Origin of the sequence: Sphingobium sp. YR768, assembly GCF_900111125.1 — a bacterium.
Taxonomy (GTDB): Bacteria; Pseudomonadota; Alphaproteobacteria; order Sphingomonadales; family Sphingomonadaceae; genus Sphingobium.
Genome location: NZ_FOGE01000009.1, coordinates 1 through 19,584, shown reverse-complemented (window position 1 = coordinate 19,584; position 19,584 = coordinate 1). Strand labels below are relative to the sequence as shown.

The following is a 19,584-nucleotide window of genomic DNA, read 5'->3' as shown; positions in this document are numbered from 1 at the left end:
CGCGCATTTTCCAAACAAGCGCTCAGGTCTTCAGCATATCCGCGCCAGCATTATAATGGTGCCAGGCCATGATCGCCGCTGCGCCGCGATGCGGGCGCCAGGCTTCCGCCACCTCCCGCGTCAATTTCTCGCTCGGCCTTTCGGGCAGGCCCAGCATCTGGCCGATCGCGATCTGCACCGCCAGATCGCCCGCCGGCCAGATATCGGGCCGCCCTTCGGCGAACAGCAAATAGATTTCCGCCGACCAGCGCCCGATCCCCTTGGTCTGGATCAACTGGGCGATCGCCGCCTCGTCATCCTGCGGCAGAGCATGCAGGTCGAGCGCGCCCGACACCACCAGTTCGGCCAGGCTGCGGGCATAGCCCTGCTTCTGCCGCGACAGGCCACAGGCCCGCAACTTATCGAAATCGCGCGTCAGCAGCGCTTCGGGCGCGCAGCCCAGCCCCAGTTCCGCCTCCAGCTTGCGCCACACCGCCGCGGCCGACGCGACGCTCACCTGCTGGCCCACGATCGTCCGCAGCAGCGTTTCATAGCCCGGTTCCCGCACACGCGGTTCGGGATAGCCCAGCCGGCCGATCGCCGCGACGAAGCCCGGCTCCAGCAGAGCGATCGCGTCCAGGCTGGCGCGTAATTGATCTGTGGTCGACACCATAACTGTTCCGCCGTGCCCCTTGATTTCCGGGCCCCTCTCATTCAGAGCGGCGGAGAAAAATTCGAGGGGACTGGATAAATGCCGAAACTGATCGTGGTCAACCGTGCGGGTGAGGAACAGGCTGTCGATGGCGACAATGGCCTGTCGGTGATGGAGGTCATTCGCGACAATGGCTTCGACGAATTGCTGGCCCTGTGCGGCGGCTGCTGCTCCTGCGCCACCTGCCATATTTATGTCGATCCCGCCTTTGCCGACATCCTGCCGCCGCTCAGCGAGGATGAGAATGATCTGCTCGACAGTTCCGACCATCGCAACGAGAGCAGCCGCCTGTCCTGCCAGCTGGTGCTGAACGACGCTATGGACGGCCTGCGCGTCACCATCGCGCCGGAAGACTGACACCGACTATCTGCGCGGGCAGCGGGGCAAAGGCCTGCTGCCCGCGCATAGAAATCTAGGGCTTCAGCCGCAGCGTCGCCATCGGCGCTTCGCTCGTCATCGGCGTAACCGTCCAGACGATCTTCTTGCCCTGCGGCACGCTTTCCGCACCCTCTTCCTGATTCACGCTGATGATCTCGGCATCCGTGGTCAGCGTGAAGGTGCCGTTCAGCGCCTTGGCGGCCTCATCATTGCCGCCCCCCGTTCCACCTAAACCGCCCATGCCGCCCATCCCATGGCTCTTGTCGAATGCATTGGCGAAGCCCGGCGCCTTCACGCGCACCCGGTCCGCACCGCGCATTTCCACCGCGACGAAGGGCAGGACGATCTGCGCGTCGATGTTGAAGGGGAAGAGGAAGGCGTGGTCCAGTCGGCCATTGATCGCATAGTCGATCTCGAACCGGTGATTGCCGACATAGCGGGCCGACCGGAAGCCTTTCTCCTTGGACAGCGCCGTGGCGATCGCCTGCATCTGCGCGGCGTCATCCTTGGCGTCGGGATCGCTGAAATCCTCTTCCTTGGCGGCGATCTGCATCAGCGTCGGGCTGGCATTCGCTTCGCCCTCCTGTCCGTCGCCATCGCCGGAGGATGTCGTGCCGGACAAAGCATCGCTGTCCATGTCGGACGCCAATATCTCGCCCTTATAGGCAAAGGCGAAGCTGCGATCGGCGCGAATGTCCAGGCTCGATTCGAACTTGCCCGGCGTCACCAGACAGGCGGAGAGGGTGAGCAGGCCTGCCAGCGCGCTCAGGCTGCGAAACAGACGGTGCATCAACCTCTCCCCCCTTGTCGGCTGTTACCGCGTCGTGGCGGCGTAAAGCGCGATGGCCGCCGCGTTGGAGACGTTCAGGCTCTCCATCCGCGGGCTGATCGGCAATTTGGCGATGATGTCGCAATGGGCGATCGTATTGTGGCGCAGCCCTTCGCCCTCGGCGCCCAGCACCAGCGCGACGCGCGATTCGCCGATCGCCTCGCCCAGCGTGGCGTTGGCATCGCCATCCAGCCCGATTCGCCAATAGCCCGCTTCCGCAATCTCTTCGAGCGCGCGCGCCAGATTGACCACGCGCACCCATGGCACGCTTTCCAGCGCACCCGATGCCGCACGCGCCAGCACACCCGATTCGGGCGGCGCATGCCGGTCCTGCGTCACGATGCACAGCGCGTCGAACGCAGCGGCGGAACGCAGGATCGCGCCCACATTATGCGGGTCCGTCACCTGATCCAGCACCAGGATCGGCCGCTTGTCATCCTGCCCCTGTTCCAGAATCTCGCCCAGCCAGACATCGTCCAGCGGCTCGACTTCGGCGACGATGCCCTGATGCGGCGCGTCGGAAGGCACCATGCGGCCCATGTCGGCGACATCGGAATAGACGATCGGCAGCACCGGCGGCAGGTCGAGCTGGCCCAGCGCTTCGCGCGTGCCCCAGATCTTGCGCACGATGCGGTCGGGATTGGCAAGGGCCGCGATGACGGCGTGACGTCCATAGAAGCGCGGGAAGGCGCTCTTGGGCTTGGTGGAGCGATTGGGCTTTTTCATGATTTCGCTCTTTTCACATCACCCCATTGACAGGCAAGCCTCGTTTCGCCATTGAGCCGCCTCCAGCGCGGCGGGGAACGAAAATTCCTCACCGGGTAGGGCACTGGACAGGTGGCCGAGTGGTTAAAGGCAGCAGACTGTAAATCTGCCCGGGTTTCCCGTACGCTGGTTCGAATCCAGCCCTGTCCACCACGCTCCCCCGCACGGGGATGCGCAATGCCCATGGGGCTTTCGGGCTAGTTATCCACAGCCCCGCCAATTTATTTTTCGCCCATATCCGCTACGGAAACCGCGAAATATCCGATCATTTCATTCTGTTAATGAAACCATCTGCTGGCCGACCCGTTGCTTGACTAAGGTCAACTGAGAAAAGGGCTTGGTCGATGATCACAGCGACGGTTTCGCCGCCTTCGGCATTGGGTGCCAGGGGCTTCATGCCGCTCTATCATGTGGGCGGGCAGAATCATTGTCCCGGCTGCGGTGGCCAGCAATGGATCGTGGGCCGGATGATGGCCGAATGCGGTTATTGCGGCTCCGCCATCCCGATGGAAAGCTTCAGCACCTACAGCGCAGCCCCCCGCATTGCGCGCCGCAACCATATGCCCGAAGAACAGGCGCCGGAGTTGCGGCCGGTAGAATAATTCTGGGAGGCTGCGCCTTTACCGGGACGATATGCTGCATCTTGCGGTGCAACATAAATCGTCCTGATGCATTCATCCGGACAAGTTGCATTCATCGGGGCTCGTTATTCCTGCCAGCATGACCACCATCCGCCGCCGCACCCTCCTGTCCGGAATATTGGGTAGCGCCCTTACGCTCATCCGCCCCCATAGTGCGCTTGCCGCCGATGACGTGGCGCGGGTGGATGATCTGATCGCGCGCATGACGATCGAGGAAAAGGCCGGGCAGATGACCTGCCTTGCCGACAGTTTCCGTCCCTTCAACCCGCCTAATCCGCAGGCCGGCATTCAGGATGAAAAGCGGCTGGCGCAGGAAGTCCGCCGGGGCCGGGTCGGGTGCCTGTTCAACGGCATCGGCGTCGCTGGCGCCCGCCGCGCGCAGGACATGGCGGTCAAGGACAGCCGCCTTGGCATCCCGCTGCTCTTCGCCGGGGATGTGATCCACGGCCTCAAGACGATCTTCCCCGTGCCGCTGGGCGAATCGTCCTGCTTCGATCCCGCCTTGGTGGAGCGCACCGCCCGCGCCATGGCGGTCGAAGCTACCGCCGCCGGTCTGCATCTGACCTTCGCCCCCATGGTCGATGTCGCCCGCGACCAGCGCTGGGGCCGCGTGGTCGAAGGGGCAGGGGAGGATGTGACCCTCACCGGCCTCCTCTCCGCCGCGCGCATTCGCGGCTTTCAGGGCCGTGACTTGCGCCGCGACGATTCGCTGCTGGCCTGCCCGAAACATTTCGCCGCCTATGGGGCGGTCGCCGCCGGCCTTGAATATGGCAATGTCGACATCAGCGAAGAAACGCTGCGCGAAACCCATTTGCCGCCCTTTGGTCAGGCGTTCGCGGCCGGCGCTCTCACCACCATGGCCGCCTTCAACGAGATTAACGGCGTTCCCGCCACCGCCGACAGCGAATTGCTGACCGACATATTGCGCGGCGAGATGAAGTTCCGGGGCTTCGTCTTCTCCGATTACACCGCGGACGAGGAACTGGTCGCCCATGGCTTTGCCGAGGATGATCGCGATGCCGCCCGCCTTGCCGTGCTGGCGGGCGTCGACATGTCGATGCAGAGCGGCCTCTATATCCGCTACCTGCCCGATCTGGTGAAGAGCGGCGCCGTCCCCATGGGCACGATCGACGTGGCGGTGCGTCGCATCCTTTATGTGAAGGCGGCGATCGGCCTGTTCGACAATCCCTATCGATCATTGAATGAGGAGGTGGAAAAAACCCGCATCTTCACGCCCGCGCACCGCGCCCTGGCGCGCGAAGCGGCCGCCAAGTCGGTCGTGCTGCTCAAAAATGACGGGCTGCTGCCGATCGATCCGGCGAAGGGGCAGAAGATCGCCCTGATCGGTCCCTTTGCCGAGGATCATGCCAATCTCTACGGCCCCTGGGCCTTTTATGGCGACCCTGACAAGGGCGTGGATATCGCCACCGGCCTGCGCGCCGCGCTCCCCGATCCGTCGCAACTGACCGTCACGCGCGGCAGCGACATCAGTGCGACCATCGACGGTGGCATAGCCGCCGCGGTCGATGCGGCGAAGGCGGCCGATATCGTCCTGCTGGCCATCGGCGAATCGCAGGCCATGTCGGGCGAAGCCCAGTCCCGCACCACGATCGAAATCCCCGCCGCGCAACAGGCGCTGGCCGACGCCGTGGTCGCGGCCGGCAAGCCCGTCGCTGTCCTGCTGCGCCATGGCCGGGCGCTCGCCCTGCATGATGGTGTCGCCAACGCCAACGCCCTATTGGCGACCTGGTTTCTGGGCAGCGAGGCGGGCCATGCCATCGCCGATATCCTGCTGGGGAAGGTCGATCCCTCGGCCAAGCTGCCCGTCAGCTTCCCCTGGGAAAGCGGGCAGGAGCCTTTCTTCTACGACCGCAAATCCACCGGCCGCCCCGTGGTCGACAAGGGCAGCACCGAATATAAGGCGCGCTACGCCACCACCGACAACAGCGCCCGTTTCCCCTTCGGCCATGGCCTGAGCTATACCGAATTTGCGCTCGACCAGTTGAAACTGTCCGACACGGCGCTTCGCTGGGACGCCGCGATCGAAGTCACGGCCCGCGTCACGAACAAGGGGAAGCGCAAAGGCAGCGAGGTCGTCCAACTCTACACCCGCGACCGCGTCGCCAGCCGCACCCGCCCGATCCGGGAATTCAAACATATGGAGCGCGTCACCCTGTCACCGGGCGAAAGCAAGACCGTCCGCTTCTCCCTGTCGCGCACCGATCTGGAATTTGTCGGCGCCCGTAATCAGCGCCTTGCCGAACCGGGCGTCTTCGACCTGTGGGTCGGCCAGTCGAGCGTCGGCGGCCTGAACGCCCAATTTACCCTCTATGCCGAGGTGAAAGGGCAGGGGACGGCCTCATAGAGTGTGAGATGAGATTGCTTTGCCCCACGCCGTCATTGCGAGCGCAGCGAAGCAATCCAATGGCGCGCCCATGGATTGCTTCGCTGCGCTCGCAATGACGATTCAACATGCAGTCATCCCGCTCTGATTGTAGCTGAATATTGCAAATGTAGCGTGAATATTTCAGCCTAGCGCGCGCTCCCTGCCATCTGATGCCCTTCCTGTAAGGAATTATTGCCCACGCCGCTCGGCCGCGTCGCGCAATTGACCGCTGCCGACCGCCTCCGCACAGGCCTCTCATCTCTAATGCGACTTATTCGCGTTCTTAGTTCGGGGGAGGGTTTCCATGTCTTCAGCATTTTCTGCGCGTCCTTTTGCGCTGTGTAGCAGCCTGCTTGTTCTGGCTGCCGCGCTCGCGACACCCGCCTTCGCCGCCGATGCGCCCGCGCCAGACGCGGACGATCAATCTAGCAGCGCCATCGTCGTCACCGCGGCCGGCTATGAACAGAATATCACCGAAGCCCCCGCCAGCATCACCGTGCTGGGCCGCGAGGAATTGCAGGAAAAGCGTTTCGGCAGCCTCGCCGAGGCGCTTCAGGACGTGCAGGGCGTCGATGTCGGCGGCGAAGCGGGCAAGACCGGCGGCCTCAACATCTCCATTCGCGGCATGCCCAGCGACTATACGCTGGTCCTGATCGACGGTCGCCGCCAGAATGCGCCGGGCGGCGTCACGCCCAACGGCTTTGGCGAAACCTCCACCAGCTTCCTGCCGCCCTTCTCCGCCATCGACCGGATCGAAGTGGTGCGCGGCCCCATGTCCACCCTGTACGGCTCGGACGCGATGGGCGGTGTCGTCAACATCATCACGCGCAAGGTCGGCAGCCGCTGGGTCGGCACCGCCACCGCCGAAAGCACCATTCAGGGCGATGATCGTTTCGGCAATATCCAGTCGATCAACGGCTTTGCCCAGGGGCCGATCGTCAAGGATCTGGTGGGCCTGACGCTGCGCGGCAGCGTCTTCCACCGCGAAGGATCGAATATCGAGATCCCCGGCGATCCGGCGCTGACGCTGGGCCGCAATCCGGTGGAATCCGACGTCTACACCTATGGCGCCCGCCTCAGCATCACGCCCCATGCCGATCATGACCTGTGGTTCGAATATGACCGCAACGAACAGCGTTATGACAATAGCCGGGGCCAGCTCGGCACGCTGGGATCGGGCGGCTATGCCCCCGAACAGCGGTTCAACCGCACCAACTATGTCGCCGCGCATAGCTGGCGCATGGGCTTTGGCCAGCTCGACACCACGCTGACCCGCAACGACACCGAAACCATCGGCCGCCTCATCCCCAATGGCACGCCGGGCGCGGTGCCGGGCAGCCCGCGCAAGCTGGAGGCGCGCAACGATATTCTCGACTCCCGCTTCGCCGGCAAATTCGGCGCTTTGGCCTTCACCGTAGGCGGCCAATATTGGAAGGCGCGCATGGTCGAGGGCGTCGCGCCCGAACCGTTCAAATTCACCCAATGGGCCGGTTTCGCCGAAGCGACCCTCACCGTGACCGAGGGCTTCAACATCACCGGCGGCGCCCGCTATGACGATCATTCGACCTTCGGCAACAAATGGTCGCCGCGCGCCTATGCGGTATGGAACATCAATGATGCCCTGACCCTGAAGGGCGGCGTCAGCCGGGGCTTCAAGACGCCCCGCGTGGAACAGATCGCCAGCGGCATCATCGGCTTCGGCAGTCAGGGCCGCGTGCCGCTGCTGGGGTCGCCGGGCCTGACGCCCGAAACCAGCACCAGCTATGAAGCGGGCCTCTATTTCGACAATCAGGGCTTCTTCAGCGGCAACGTCACCCTGTTCAACAATGATTTCGATGACAAGATCGCGTCCGGCCCCGGCGTCAACAACTGCACCTTCTCCGGCTTCCAGGGTCAGCCGCCGGCTGGTTGCGTCGATGTCGGCAATTTCCCCAATGTCGAACAGTTCGGCCAGCAGATCAACATCGACAAGGCCCGCACCCGCGGCGTCGAGGTCGCAACTCGCTTCGCCTTCACGCCCAGCCTGTCGCTGTCGGCTAACTATACCTACACCGAAACCGAACAGTTGAGCGGCTCGGAAAAGGGCCTGCCGCTGGTGGGCATGCCCAAACATATGCTGAACGGCAATCTGCGCTGGAAACTGGATGACAAGGCCAGCCTCTGGGCCCGCGCCGAAATCCGCTCCACTCGCTATCGCGGCAATACTATACAGCAGACGGCGCTGGGCGACTTCCGCAGCTATGAAGTCTTCCACCTTGGCGGCAATTACCAGATCACGCCCGCCTTCCGCCTGTCGGCGACGATCTACAACATTCTCGACACCGACTATGCCGTCTACGTCCCCTATCAGACGGCGGCCAATGTCACGGCCTTCACTCCGGCCTATTCGATCAATCAGGAAGGCCGCCGCCTCTGGCTTTCCGCGACGGTCGACTTCTGATCCTTATCGCGGGGGTGGTGTCCGTGGCATCGCCCCCGCGCCTTGATGGGCAAAGTCGTCAACCCGCTGACGATGGATACGCTGTGTCGCGGACATAAGGCAGCAGCCTATTGCTATTCGGAAGCTTTAAGCTCGCGCGCGGCGGGGTCATCGCTAAAGGTGAAAACGATGTGGTCATCATCTTGATCGGGGCCGCCCGGCTCGAGGCGTAGATCAGCGATAGTCTCTCCGCGATCAAGATGCGCTTTGAGGGCTTTACCGGCTAGGGAATCGAAAGCTCTTTTCGCCTGCTCCGGAGTTATCCGGCCAGCGAGCAGATCAAGGATCGCGCGGGCGGAAAATTTGATCTCCGATTTATCGCCCTTTCGCCAAGAAACTTGGGTGCTCAAATATCTTCCCTTTGCGTTAGGTGCGAAGACAGATTGCTCATGTAGCTGTCTACTTTGATACCCTTCCCGTCGAGGTGGCGGCAATGTCTCAGCGAGACGCTCGAATCCAGCGGGATCAATGTTGACGCATGGACGGCAATGCAGTCCAATTTTCCATTCAATCGTTTCGCGGAAGCCGGCCAGCCCCCAGTTTTTACGGTTCGGCGTAACGATCGCGATGACGTCGATGCCGGGATTGGCTTTGCTGCGGAAGAAATGGTCGGCGATCTGACCGCCATTGTAGACCCGGTTGGTATAGTCGAAGTTATCAAACCGACGAAGCGCGGTGCTGCCGACATCTGCCAAGATCACGCACCGGATGCCTTTGAAATGTGTATTGCGAAGCTGCTTCGCCTTTCCCTCCAGCGCGTTGAAGATATAATTATCCGAAATGTGCCTGATTTCGGGTGGCATTGAGGTTGTAAAATTATATCGACTCTGCGCGTGGGCATGCCAAGTCAGCACGACCTTTAGCATCCCATCAGCCAACTGAAGCTTGTCTCCGTCCTTTCGATCTTGGCCTTTGATCCAATGGCAAAGCTGTGTCCTGATGGCATCGGATATGACAAGTTTGGTCGGGACGCATACACGCCTGATCGAATCCCGTCCGATCCGTACCGTTTCTTCATAAAAGTAGTACGAAATATGTCGTCCGGCACCGCGTCGGAGTTTGCCCGCTTCTTCCGAAAGTTTGCCGGATGCGTTGCGCATGCCTTCATCTGCGGGCAGCACCGCATCAGATAGTGCGGTAATTTCAATGATTGTTTCCTGTCCGGGGATTAGATCGTCCGAGAACAGGTCCGGCAAACGTTTTGCGCTAAACCTTTCGCTATACCATTCCGGCTCGATCTCAACGGGCCCCAGCTCGGCAATTGCCCATATAAGGCCAAGTTCCATCTCGGCAGGCAATGCCTGCTCAATCTTTTTGCTTTCCATGCGTTGCGTCAGGTCGCGAGATTGCTCGTTGTCCATTAACCGGGCTAGCTCGTCGAGCATCGTCTGGAGGCGGCGGCGGGCGAAGATAGCCATGCGGTTTCAGATTTCGCCAGATAAGTGCGCGCGATGCAAGCAGGTGGCACGGCCGCTTTTTTTGATAGCGCCTCCCAAGAAAACCCGTTCCGCGACCACCAACTCTATCCTACACCCCGCCCCTGCGCCATAATCCACTTCGCTCTTTCCCACCGTCCGCCCTTTCGCGTCCCGCGTCGGCCCACATCCCAACGCGCGCCATTTCGCAAAAATTTTCCTATTGCGAAATCCATGGCACCCGTGCGTCCACCCCACTTTTGCGTGGCCCACAACGCTGTGAACTTCGCAACGCCAGGCCCCCCTGCAAAACGCACCGCCAACACCTTCACCACCCGGCGCACCTCTGCTACAGGCCGCCCCCATGCTTAACTTGAACGGTATCACCGTGCGCCTGGGCGGCCGCACTATCCTTGACCGCGCAGCCGCTGCGTTGCCGCCGCGCAGCCGTGTGGGCCTGATCGGCCGCAACGGCGCGGGCAAGTCGACCCTGATGAAGGTGATGATCGGCCAGCTTGACCCGGACGAGGGCAGTTGCGACATGCCCCGCGACACGCGGCTGGGCTATATCGCGCAGGAAGCCCCCTCCGGCACCGCGACCCCGTTCGACACCGTGCTGGAAGCCGACAAGGAACGCGCCGCCCTGATGGCGGAGGCGGAGCATACCGAAGACCCCGATCGCCTCGGCCATATCTATGAGCGGCTGACCACGATCGACGCCTATACCGCCCCGGCCCGCGCCGCCCGCATCCTCGTCGGCCTCGGCTTCGACGAGGAAATGCAGGGTCGCCCGCTCGACAGCTATTCGGGCGGCTGGAAGATGCGCGTGGCGCTCGCTTCGCTGCTTTTCTCCAATCCCGACCTGCTGCTGCTCGACGAACCGTCGAACCATCTCGATCTGGAAGCCACGCTCTGGCTGGAAAATTTCCTCAAGGCCTATCGCGGCACCGTGGTCGTCATCAGCCATGAACGCGATCTGCTGAACAATGTGGTGGACTATATCCTCCACCTCGAAGGCGGGAAGATCACCCTCTATCCCGGCGGTTACGACGCTTTCGAGCGCCAGCGCGCCGAACGCCTCGCCCAGCAGGAAGCCGCCCGGTCCAAGCAGCAGGCGGAGCGGGAGAAGTTGCAGGACTATGTCGCCCGCAACTCGGCCCGCGCCTCTACCGCGAAACAGGCCCAGTCCCGTGCCAAGGCGCTGGCCCGGATGCAGCCCATTGCCGCCGCGATCGAAGATCCGACCCTGCATTTCGGCTTTCCCAGCCCGGCGGAACTGCGTCCGCCGCTCATCACCATGGACATGGCCTCGGTCGGTTACACCGAAACGCCGATCCTCAAGCGCGTCAACCTGCGCATCGACCCGGACGACCGGCTGGCGTTGCTCGGTCGCAACGGCAACGGCAAGACCACGCTGGCCCGCCTGATCGCTGCGCAACTCGCCCCGATGGAGGGGACGATGCAAAGCTCGGCCAAGATGAATGTCGGCTATTTCACCCAATATCAGGTGGAGGAACTGGACGTTACCGACACGCCGCTGGAGCATATGACCCGCGTCATGAAGGGTGCGACCCCCGGTGCGGTGCGTGCCCAGTTGGGTCGCTTCGGCTTTTCGGGCGAGCGCGCGACGCAGAAGGTCGGCTCCATGTCCGGTGGCGAGCGCGCCCGTCTGGCGCTGGCGCTCATCACCCGCGACGCGCCGCATCTGCTGATCCTCGACGAACCGACCAACCACCTCGACGTCGACAGTCGCGAGGCGCTGGTGCAGGCGCTCAACGAATATAGCGGCGCGGTGGTGATCGTGTCGCACGACCGCCACATGATCGAACTGGTCGCCGATCGCCTGGTGCTGGTCGACAATGGCACGGCCCAGCCCTTCGACGGGTCGCTGGACGATTATACCGACATCATCCTGCGCAAGGCGGACGGCAATGCCAGCAGCAGCGGCGATGCGCCGAAGGTCGACCGCAAGGCCGACAAGAAGGCCGCCGCCGAATGGCGCGAAAAGCAGAAGGTTCTCAAGAACGCGGTCAACAAGGCCGAGCGCGAGATGACCAGCCTGATCGCCGAGCGCAAGCGCATCGACGCCGTGCTGTCCGATCCCAAATCGGCCACCGGCGCCGAAGCGAAGCTGACCACCAGCCAGCTGATGGTCAAGCGCGCGGACGTCGAAAAGAAGCTGGAAGCGGCCGAGGAAGTCTGGATGGAGGCTGGCGCGGCGCTGGAAGCGGGTTAAAAGGCCCGCTCCAGCAGCACCAGCGCCGGATCGCCCTCAATGGCGCGGGCGGAAAAGCCCATTTCCCGCTCCAGGCTGATCGCGGCGCGATTGTCCCGGCTCTCGATCGACTGGAGCCGTGTCACGCCCCAGGCCCGCGCTTCCTGCGCGACATGGTCCAGCAGCGTCCAGCCGATCCCCTTGCCCTTATGATCGGGCAGGATGGAGATGGCGACTTCGCCGGTCTTGCCCTCCGGGTCCACCGCCAGCGTCGCCGCCGCGATGATCGCCCCACTCTCCGGGGCAAAGGCCAGAAAGCTCTCATGCCGGTGATGATCGAAATCGGTCATGGCATGCAACTGGCTCGGGCTCACCTGCCGCACCGCTGACAGGAAGCGGAAACGCCGGTCCTCGTCCGTCACATCAGCAAAGAAATCGGCCAGCGCCGGCTCATCCCTGTGCGTCGCCAGACGGATGTCGAAACGGAAGCCATAGCGGGTTTCAAGTGCGATCATCGGAACAGTCCTTCACTCCGGGAACGGCGCTCTCTGCTGGGCCGCCTCACTCCGGATCATCGGCTTTCCGTTTGCGGAAACCTATAAGGACTATCCCGGATGCGGCGTCATCGGCCCATCAGGATGAAGGGCGCCCAGATATAGGGCTGCGCCGCATTGTCCTGCTTCGCTCGGATCAGCTTCAGCATCGCGCGCTGCAACGCGACCGCGCGCGGCAGGCCGCGATTGGCGCCTTTTACCGTCTCCAGCGTCACGAAGGCGCTGGCATCATCCCGCACCGGCCAGTGCGACACCAACAGCGAACCCGCACCCGCATAGCGGAACGCCTGCGCCAGCCCCGAATAGGCCGCCGCCTGCGCATCATTGCCCGCTGCGGTATTGCAGGCGGACAGGATCACCCAGTCCGCACCGATCCGCATCGACGCGACCTCCGATGCGGTCAGCAGGCCATCCTCATCCGGGTTCGCATCTGCCGGGGGGGACAGGACCAGCGCCGGTTCGGTCACGCCCTCCATCTCGCCGCTTACCAGCCCATGGGTCGCGAACAGGATCACGCCATAGGCAGACAGGTCCTGCGCTTTCAGTCCCCCTTCGCTGGCATCCGCGCCGACCAGCAATGTCGCATGGTCCGCACCGAAGCGCCGGGCGACTGCCTGCAACTCGTTCAACGACCCGGGCAGGGGAGGGAGTTCGGACAGGGCGCGCGCATCCGCCCCGCCATTGCGGAAATAATGATTGGCCGCGAGTAGCGCATTGCCGCCGCGCGAAACCGGGATGGACACGGCACTGGCGAAGGCCTGCGGCGCGCCGATGCCCAGAAAACGCTGGTCACGCGCCGCGATCCGGGTGCGCTTGTCGGCATCGATGGCAAAGCCCGGCTGCACCTCGATCGCGAAGCGATGGATCAGCCAGGGCGTGCGGCGATCCACCTTCGCCACGGGGCGCTGCGGCAACATGGCGAAGGGCAGGGAGGCGAAGGCCCCCGTCGGCACGATCCGCAACATCGGGGCCTTGCCCAGCGCCGCCAATATGCCGGGCGTGAAAATCTGGTCGTACAGCGTCTGTGCGGCCGCCTGATCGAACCCCGCCGGGGTCAGAGACAGGCGCAGCCGATTGACCAGCGCCACCATGGCCGCGCGATCCAGCTTCGCCCGCTCGATCCTTGTGCCCCTGGCGCTCACCGCCAGCAGATAGACGCCGTCAAAGGCCGGCATCACCGCCAGCAGCGCCTGATCCTTGCCGAGGCCAGCCTGCAACGCCGACAGATCGGGTCGCTCGCCACCCCGTGCCTCGACCCAGCGGGGATAGGCGCGGGCGATCGCGGCGCGTTCCGCCTCGACATCGGCCGCCACCGCTGCGCGTGCGGCGCGCGCTTCCGCCACGCCGCTGTCCACCGCCAGCGCCTTCAGCAAGTCCCGGTCCGCCGCTTCCAGCGCCTTGCCCTTGTCCTGTAGCGCACGAACCCGGCTGGCCAGCACCGGGTCGGCCACCAGTCGCTGCGCAACCAGACGATTGGCCTGTGCGATGCGCGATCCCGCCAGCACGGCCATCGCGTCTAGCGCCAATGCGCTATCCTGCGTCTCCGCCGCAACAGCTAATAGCGAATCCAGAGCGGCGCGCTGATCCTCCGTCAGTTCGCCATTGTCGTTCATCGTTGCGCCGTCGCGCACCACCCCGGCCAGCCGCCGGGCATTGTCGCTCAGCGCCTTATGATCCGGCGTCGTCCAGGACGCCAGCATCGCCGCCTGCGCCAGCGGGAAGGCGGGCGCATTGTCCAGTTGCTGCGTTTCCGCGGCAAAGGCAGTAGCGGCGGTACGCGCTCGATCCGTCCGGCCCGCCGCGATCAGCGCAGGAATCAGATAGGGATAGACGCGCTGGCCGATCTCGCGATCCTTGTCCGATCCGGCATGAACCCGGGCCAGCGCGATCTCCAGTCGGTCTATCCCTTGTTCGCGCTGCCCTTCGGCCAGTTCCGCTGATGCGGCGAAGGCCAATGCGCGCGCCGACTGCGGGCTGCCCTCACCTTCGATCTTGCGGAAGCCGCGCTCGGCCTCCAGAAACAGCGGCTCTGCATCGGCATAGCGTTCCAGCGGCAGCAGCACCGATCCCAGATTTTGCAGGCCGAACTGGAAATAGAGGCTGTCCGTGCCCACCGTCTCGCGCTTGATGGCGATGGCGCGTTGCAGATAGTCCAGACTTTCCGCGCGCCGCCCGGTGCGCGACAGCAGCAGGCCCAGTGCCTCCAGCGCACGGGCATAGCTTGGATGCTTGCGGTCGACATGGTCGGTCGCCTTGTCCACCGCCAGTCGGGCATAGACTTCGGCCTCTGCATCCCGGTCCGCACGCTGGAGCATCTGGGCATAGCCATAATAGGAGCCGATCGTATCCGCGCTATCCGGCCCGGCCGCCGCGATCCGGGCTTCCATACTGGCCTTCTGCGCCTCGACCGCTTCGCTATTCCGCCCCAGTCGGGTCAGCGCCTGCGCATGGGAAAAGGCGATGTTGGACCGCAGCATCTGCGTATCCTTGTCCAGCTTGTCGGCCGGCGTCCGGGCGATATAGCCATCCATATAATGGCTCGCCTGCGCCAGCGTGTCTGCGCCGCCTGGCACGTCGCCCAGCGCGATCTGGACATAGGCCTTGACCGACAGGCCCTGCATCCAGGCGATCGGATAAGCGTCGGCAAAGGGCGCCAGCAGCGCCAGCCCCTCATTCGACCGGGTCAGCGCATCGGGATTCTTGCCGTCGATCTGATCCATGGCGGCTAGGTTGACCAGCGCCACGCCGGCCAGCGGATGTGCCTTTCCGTTTACCTTCGTCCGGACCGCTGCGGCGTGTAGGCGCAACCAGGCGTCGCGCGTCTTCTGCGACATGGACAGCGCATAATCATCGCTATTGTACAGGTCGAACGCCTGCGTCTCCAGCCGGTGCAGCCAGGCATGGCGCGGATCGGTAGCGGAAAAGGCGACCGGCGCAGCGATCACCTCAGGCGTCGCCAGAAGCAGCGCCAACAGGACAGCCGATCGGTAAGCGGAAAGACTCATCGCGCCCCCACCATCTATCGACCCGAATATGTCTTCGGCCGGACGCAGGCAGGCGTCAAGTGAAGCATGGGTCAGCCCCCCGCCGTTACGATATCAGGCCAGCGTCAGGCGCCAGTCCCAGCGCAACGGATCGCCGTCCATCACCTCCACGCCGCGCGCGATCAGGGCATCGCGAATCTCGTCCGACAGGGCGAAATCCTTTTCCGCGCGGGCGGCGGTGCGGCGTTCCAGTTCGGCCTCGATCTCTTCCGGCGTGATCTGCGCATCCTTGGGCTGCACGCGCAGGTCGGCACGGCTCAGCGTCAGCAGGTTGAGGCCCAGCGCCTGATCGAAAGCGGCGATCAGGCACAGCTTCTCGTCCACCGGCACCTTCTTCATGCCAATGGCTTCCTCCAGCAGGGGAAGGGCGCGCGGTGTCATCAGGTCGTCGGCGATTGCAGCGTCGAACTGCTCCAGTAGTGGCGCCAGCTTGGGGTGCGGATTGGCGCGCAAATAGTCGATGCGCGGCGATTGCCAGGTCACGCCCTCGGCGCGGGCCTTCAGGCCTTCTACGCCCATGACCAGCCGCTTGAGCCGCGTCAGCGCCGCCGCCAGATTGTCCGCGCTGAACTCCAGCTCGCTGCGATAATGGGCGCCAAGGCAGAGCAGGCGATAGGCAATCGGATGCACGCCCGCATCGATCAGGCTGAACAGGGTGGTGAAGCCGCCCTTGGACTTGCTCATCTTCCCCTGCCGGTCGACCAGGAAATTATTGTGCATCCACCAGCGCGCACCGGTGAAGCCCGCCGTCGCCGCATTGGGTTCGCCGCAGCAGCTATGGAAGGCCTGATTTTGGGCGATCTCGTTCGGGTGGTGAATCTCGCGATGGTCGATGCCGCCAGTATGAATGTCGAACGGCTGGCCAAGCCGGGCTTGCGACATGACGGAGCATTCCAGATGCCAGCCCGGCGCACCCTTGCCCCAGGGGCTGTCCCATTCCATCTGCCGCTGCTCGCCCGGCGGCGATTTGCGCCAGATCGCGAAGTCGGATGCGTTGCGCTTGCCCGCGACCGGATCGATCCGGGCATGCGCGGCGTCATCCCGCCCGCCGGCCAGCGCGCCATAATCGGGGACGGTCGTGCTGTCGAAATAGAGGCCGCTCTCCAGTTCATAGCAATGATCCGGCGCGATCTTCTCTGCAAATGCGATCATCTGCGGCACATAGTCGGTCGCGACCGTCCATTCGCTGGGCGCCATGATGTTGAGCGCGGCGACGTTCGACTTGAATGCTTCGGTATAATGGGCGGCGATATCCCAGATGCTCTTCGCGCTCGCGCGTGCGGCGGCTTCCATCTTGTCGTCACCGGCGTCGGCATCGCTGGTCAAATGGCCGACATCGGTGATGTTGATGATCTGGGTGACGCTCAGCCCCTTCCACAACAGGGTCCGGCGCAGCGTGTCCACGAACACATAGGCGCGCAGATTGCCGATATGGGCATAATTATAGACGGTCGGGCCGCAGCTATAGACGCGCGCATGATTATCCTCGATCGGCGCGAACGGCTCGATCGTGCGGGTCAGGCTGTTGAACAGGCGCAGCGGCGCGGGGATATGCTGGTCGTCGGACATGATGGCCAGCCATGTCGTCAGAAGGGCCGGGCGTCAACAGCGCGAATAAGGCAAAAAAGCGCTTGAACTTGACCCAGCGTCAACCGCTATCCCCGCTCCATGACCGATCTGATGGATATCGCCGCTGTTGCCCGCCTGACCGGCCTGACCAGTCGGGCGCTGCGTTTCTACGAAGGGCGCGGCCTCGTCGCGCCCTTGCGCACCGCTTCGGGGCGGCGGCTGTTCGGCCGGGACGAACTGGCCCGGCTGCACCGGATCATCACACTCAAGCGGGCGGGGTTCAGCCTGTCCCAGATTGAAAGACTGTTGAACGACCGGCCGGTCGATCTGGCGCCGCTGCTGCGGGCCCAGATCGCCGTGCTGGATGAACAGGCGCAGGGGCTGGCGCAGGCGCGCGCCCATCTCGCCACCGCTTTGTCCCGCATCGACCGTGGCGAGCCGCTCGATGCCGCGACCCTTTGCTCGCTGATCCGAACCGGAGATATCGATATGGATCAGGAAAAATGGAAGAATGTGACCGATCGTTATATGAGCGCGCAGGCGGAAGCGGATTTCGCCGATGCGCAGGGGGCCTTGCCCGCCGATTTCGATCAGGCGGCTTATGGGGCGCAATGGGCGGACCTGACCGCCCGCATCGACGATGCCCTGCCGCTTGACCCGGCGTCGGTGCAGGCCGGAGCCTTTTATGACGAATGGCAAGCGCTGCTGGCGCCCTTCATGGCGGTGGCCACCCCTGCCATGACGCAGGGGGTGACGCAGCTTTACGACAATATCGGTGAATGGCAGGCCGAACATACGCCGCCTTTCTCCGCCGATGTCTGGGCCTTCATCAGGGCGGTGGGGCAAGTGCGCCAAGCTGGATGATCCGGGGGGATCGGCTGCAATTGTAATAAAATGTTGCGGGCGGGCCGATCCCTTGCAGGCGGCGTTTCGTCATCCGATATTGCTGGTGCGGCCCGGGCCCCTCTGGCGACATGGATCTCCCCCTTGATCCTGTCGCGATGTCGGACCGCATCGAGTGCGCTCGGTGCAGGTTTTGCGGTCAAAAGCCCCCTCTCAGGACCGCAGGACACTGCGCCGGGCCACTCGAACCACATTTTGATGATGGAGTGAGTGTTTCTCATGAATAATCCCGTTCGCACGCCGGGCTATGGTGCCAGCCAGACGGCGCAGACCGATGCCGGCTTGCGCGCGCATATGCTGGGCGTCTTCCGCAATATGGGTATCGGCCTGGTCATCACCGGTCTGGTCGCTGCGCTGGTCGGCAACACCCCGGCGCTGGCCGCCGCCATCTATGGCACGCCGCTGAAGTGGGTCGCGATCTTCGCGCCGCTGGCTTTCGTCTTCTTCTTCAGTTTCCGCATGGAGCAGATGAGCACCTCGGGCGCGCGCACCGCCTTCTACGCTTTCGCCGCCGTCATGGGCGTGTCGCTGGGCAGCGTCTTCCTCGTCTTCACCGGCGGCAGCATCGCGCAGGCCTTCTTCTCGGCCGCGGTGATGTTTCTCGCCATGGCGCTGTGGGGCTATACCACCCAGCGTGACCTGACGAAGATGGGCAGCTTCCTGATCATGGGCCTGATCGGCATCATCGTCGCCAGCCTCATCAACATCTTCATCGGCTCGTCCGCGATGGCGATGGTCATTTCGATCATCGGCGTGGTGGTCTTCACCGGCCTCACCGCCTGGGACGTGCAGCGCATCAAGTCGGAATATTTCTATTATGCCGGCCATGAAGTCGCTGGGAAGATGCAGGTGATGGGCGCGCTGTCGCTCTACCTGAATTTCGTCAACCTGTTCCAGATGCTGCTCAGCCTGACGGGCGAACGCGAATAATGCGGGATCAGGCCCAAGTGTCGGCGATGCTTTGCCCGGTCTGTCATGTCGGTTTGGCGATGACGGATCGGCAGGGGGTCGAAATCGACTATTGCCCGCAATGCCGGGGCGTCTGGCTGGACCGGGGCGAACTGGACAAGATCATCGAACGGAGCGCGCAGGCGAGCGCGCAGACGCCGCAGCCTGCGCCCTTTGCGCAGCAGAGTTATCGTCCGGATCGCGACGATGGGCGCGGCTACCCGAAGAAGCGCAAGAAGAGCTTTCTGGAAGAGCTGTTCGATTGACGAAAGGCGGGTCCCGATGGGGCCGGCCTTTTTCGTTGGCGCAGAAAAATCAGATTGCTCCGGCAACTTAGATTTCAAAAGACTTGGTGTTCAAACTCGTTCCGCAAATTCGCATCCGCTTCCAAGCAAGCGTTCAAAATTTGGCTTGCGCATCGGATTAGATTTTCGTCTCGATACGGAGGTGAATGAGGTGTGTGTTTCCCACCGTGAAACAGGTTATTGCGAACGCGCTTTGCTGCTTCAATCGCACCGCCGCCTGCTGTATCTGCCTTAAGTGAGACTGGGCAGAATACTGCTTGACCGGATACATATTTTTGAACCTGTGGTGGCCAGCGGTTCAGATATCGAATGGCTAATTTCGTTTCTTGGCAAGGCATCCTATCAAGAACTTTGCCTAAGTCCTTTTCTAAGGCTTGTGGGGATTTAGGATTTCCATTTATCGTCAGATGTGATTCAGGCTTTGTATGGATCGTTTTGTACTGACGGACGCCCAATGGGCGC

General features: G+C 63.3%; 16 protein-coding genes and 1 tRNA gene. 9 read left to right on the top strand and 8 right to left on the bottom strand.

Annotation, left to right across the window (positions count from 1 at the left end; all coding sequences use genetic code 11):
- Window positions 1-22 precede the first annotated feature (22 nt).
- Complete coding sequence (locus BMX92_RS12110; RefSeq protein ID WP_093016775.1) at window positions 23-652, bottom strand: DNA-3-methyladenine glycosylase family protein; 630 nt, start codon at window positions 650-652, stop codon at window positions 23-25.
- Window positions 653-730: 78 nt separating this feature from the next.
- On the opposite strand from BMX92_RS12110, the gene BMX92_RS12105 reads away from it, so the two are divergent.
- A complete protein-coding gene (locus BMX92_RS12105) occupies window positions 731-1,048 on the top strand; it encodes a 2Fe-2S iron-sulfur cluster-binding protein (protein ID WP_093016773.1) in 318 nt (105 codons plus the stop codon).
- A gap of 55 nt (window positions 1,049-1,103) precedes the next feature.
- On the opposite strand, the gene BMX92_RS12100 is transcribed toward BMX92_RS12105, so the two are convergent.
- Together BMX92_RS12100 and rlmB are read right to left on the bottom strand one after the other, a co-directional pair.
- Window positions 1,104-1,859 carry a hypothetical protein gene (locus BMX92_RS12100; RefSeq protein WP_093016771.1) on the bottom strand — a complete coding sequence of 252 codons (756 nt, stop codon included), beginning with the start codon at window positions 1,857-1,859 and terminating at the stop codon, window positions 1,104-1,106.
- Window positions 1,860-1,883: 24 nt separating this feature from the next.
- Entirely contained in the window at window positions 1,884-2,624 is a 741-nt protein-coding gene (rlmB, locus tag BMX92_RS12095; protein WP_093016768.1) for a 23S rRNA (guanosine(2251)-2'-O)-methyltransferase RlmB, read from the bottom strand.
- Window positions 2,625-2,729: 105 nt separating this feature from the next.
- Here rlmB and BMX92_RS12090 point away from each other — a divergent pair.
- From BMX92_RS12090 to BMX92_RS12075, 4 genes are all read left to right on the top strand, one after another.
- A tRNA-Tyr gene (locus tag BMX92_RS12090) sits at window positions 2,730-2,816 on the top strand.
- A gap of 191 nt (window positions 2,817-3,007) precedes the next feature.
- Window positions 3,008-3,265: a hypothetical protein gene (locus BMX92_RS12085; RefSeq protein ID WP_093016766.1), complete on the top strand. Its 258-nt coding sequence runs from the start codon at window positions 3,008-3,010 to the stop codon at window positions 3,263-3,265.
- 118 nt (window positions 3,266-3,383) lie between these two features.
- Window positions 3,384-5,669 (top strand): glycoside hydrolase family 3 N-terminal domain-containing protein, encoded by a 2,286-nt coding sequence (locus BMX92_RS12080; RefSeq protein WP_093016764.1) that lies wholly within the window; start codon window positions 3,384-3,386, stop codon window positions 5,667-5,669.
- Window positions 5,670-5,994: 325 nt separating this feature from the next.
- Window positions 5,995-8,130, top strand: coding sequence for a TonB-dependent receptor domain-containing protein (locus BMX92_RS12075; RefSeq protein WP_256213403.1), 2,136 nt, complete (start codon window positions 5,995-5,997; stop codon window positions 8,128-8,130).
- 113 nt (window positions 8,131-8,243) lie between these two features.
- Here BMX92_RS12075 and BMX92_RS12070 read toward each other — a convergent pair whose 3' ends face one another.
- Window positions 8,244-9,587, bottom strand: coding sequence for a hypothetical protein (locus tag BMX92_RS12070; RefSeq protein ID WP_093016762.1), 1,344 nt, complete (start codon window positions 9,585-9,587; stop codon window positions 8,244-8,246).
- 361 nt (window positions 9,588-9,948) lie between these two features.
- Here BMX92_RS12070 and BMX92_RS12065 point away from each other — a divergent pair, with 361 nt between their 5' ends.
- Window positions 9,949-11,820 (top strand): ABC-F family ATP-binding cassette domain-containing protein, encoded by a 1,872-nt coding sequence (locus BMX92_RS12065; protein ID WP_093016760.1) that lies wholly within the window; start codon window positions 9,949-9,951, stop codon window positions 11,818-11,820.
- On the opposite strand, the gene BMX92_RS12060 is transcribed toward BMX92_RS12065, so the two are convergent.
- The 3 genes from BMX92_RS12060 to cysS all read right to left on the bottom strand — a co-directional run bounded on the left by BMX92_RS12060 (window position 11,817) and on the right by cysS (window position 16,966).
- Window positions 11,817-12,314 (bottom strand): GNAT family N-acetyltransferase, encoded by a 498-nt coding sequence (locus tag BMX92_RS12060; RefSeq protein WP_093016758.1) that lies wholly within the window; start codon window positions 12,312-12,314, stop codon window positions 11,817-11,819. The two genes, BMX92_RS12065 and BMX92_RS12060, sit on opposite strands and share 4 nt — an antisense overlap.
- 107 nt (window positions 12,315-12,421) lie before the next feature.
- Window positions 12,422-15,358, bottom strand: coding sequence for a CHAT domain-containing protein (locus BMX92_RS12055; RefSeq protein ID WP_093016756.1), 2,937 nt, complete (start codon window positions 15,356-15,358; stop codon window positions 12,422-12,424).
- Window positions 15,359-15,451: 93 nt separating this feature from the next.
- On the bottom strand, window positions 15,452-16,966 hold the full coding sequence (cysS, locus tag BMX92_RS12050) for a cysteine--tRNA ligase (RefSeq protein WP_093016754.1): 1,515 nt from the start codon (window positions 16,964-16,966) through the stop codon (window positions 15,452-15,454).
- A gap of 99 nt (window positions 16,967-17,065) precedes the next feature.
- Between cysS and BMX92_RS12045 the strand changes: the two genes are divergently transcribed.
- From BMX92_RS12045 to BMX92_RS12035, 3 genes are all read left to right on the top strand, one after another.
- On the top strand, window positions 17,066-17,830 hold the full coding sequence (locus BMX92_RS12045; RefSeq protein WP_093016752.1) for a MerR family transcriptional regulator: 765 nt from the start codon (window positions 17,066-17,068) through the stop codon (window positions 17,828-17,830).
- A 258-nt stretch (window positions 17,831-18,088) separates the two neighbouring features.
- Window positions 18,089-18,799, top strand: coding sequence for a Bax inhibitor-1/YccA family protein (locus BMX92_RS12040; protein ID WP_093016750.1), 711 nt, complete (start codon window positions 18,089-18,091; stop codon window positions 18,797-18,799).
- Window positions 18,799-19,083, top strand: a complete 285-nt coding sequence (locus tag BMX92_RS12035; RefSeq protein ID WP_093016748.1) for a TFIIB-type zinc ribbon-containing protein — start codon at window positions 18,799-18,801, stop codon at window positions 19,081-19,083. Before BMX92_RS12040 ends, BMX92_RS12035 begins: the two co-directional genes overlap by 1 nt.
- A 74-nt stretch (window positions 19,084-19,157) precedes the next feature.
- Here BMX92_RS12035 and BMX92_RS27705 read toward each other — a convergent pair.
- A partial coding sequence (locus BMX92_RS27705; protein ID WP_218145780.1) for a hypothetical protein occupies window positions 19,158-19,584 on the bottom strand: 427 nt, incomplete at its 5' end.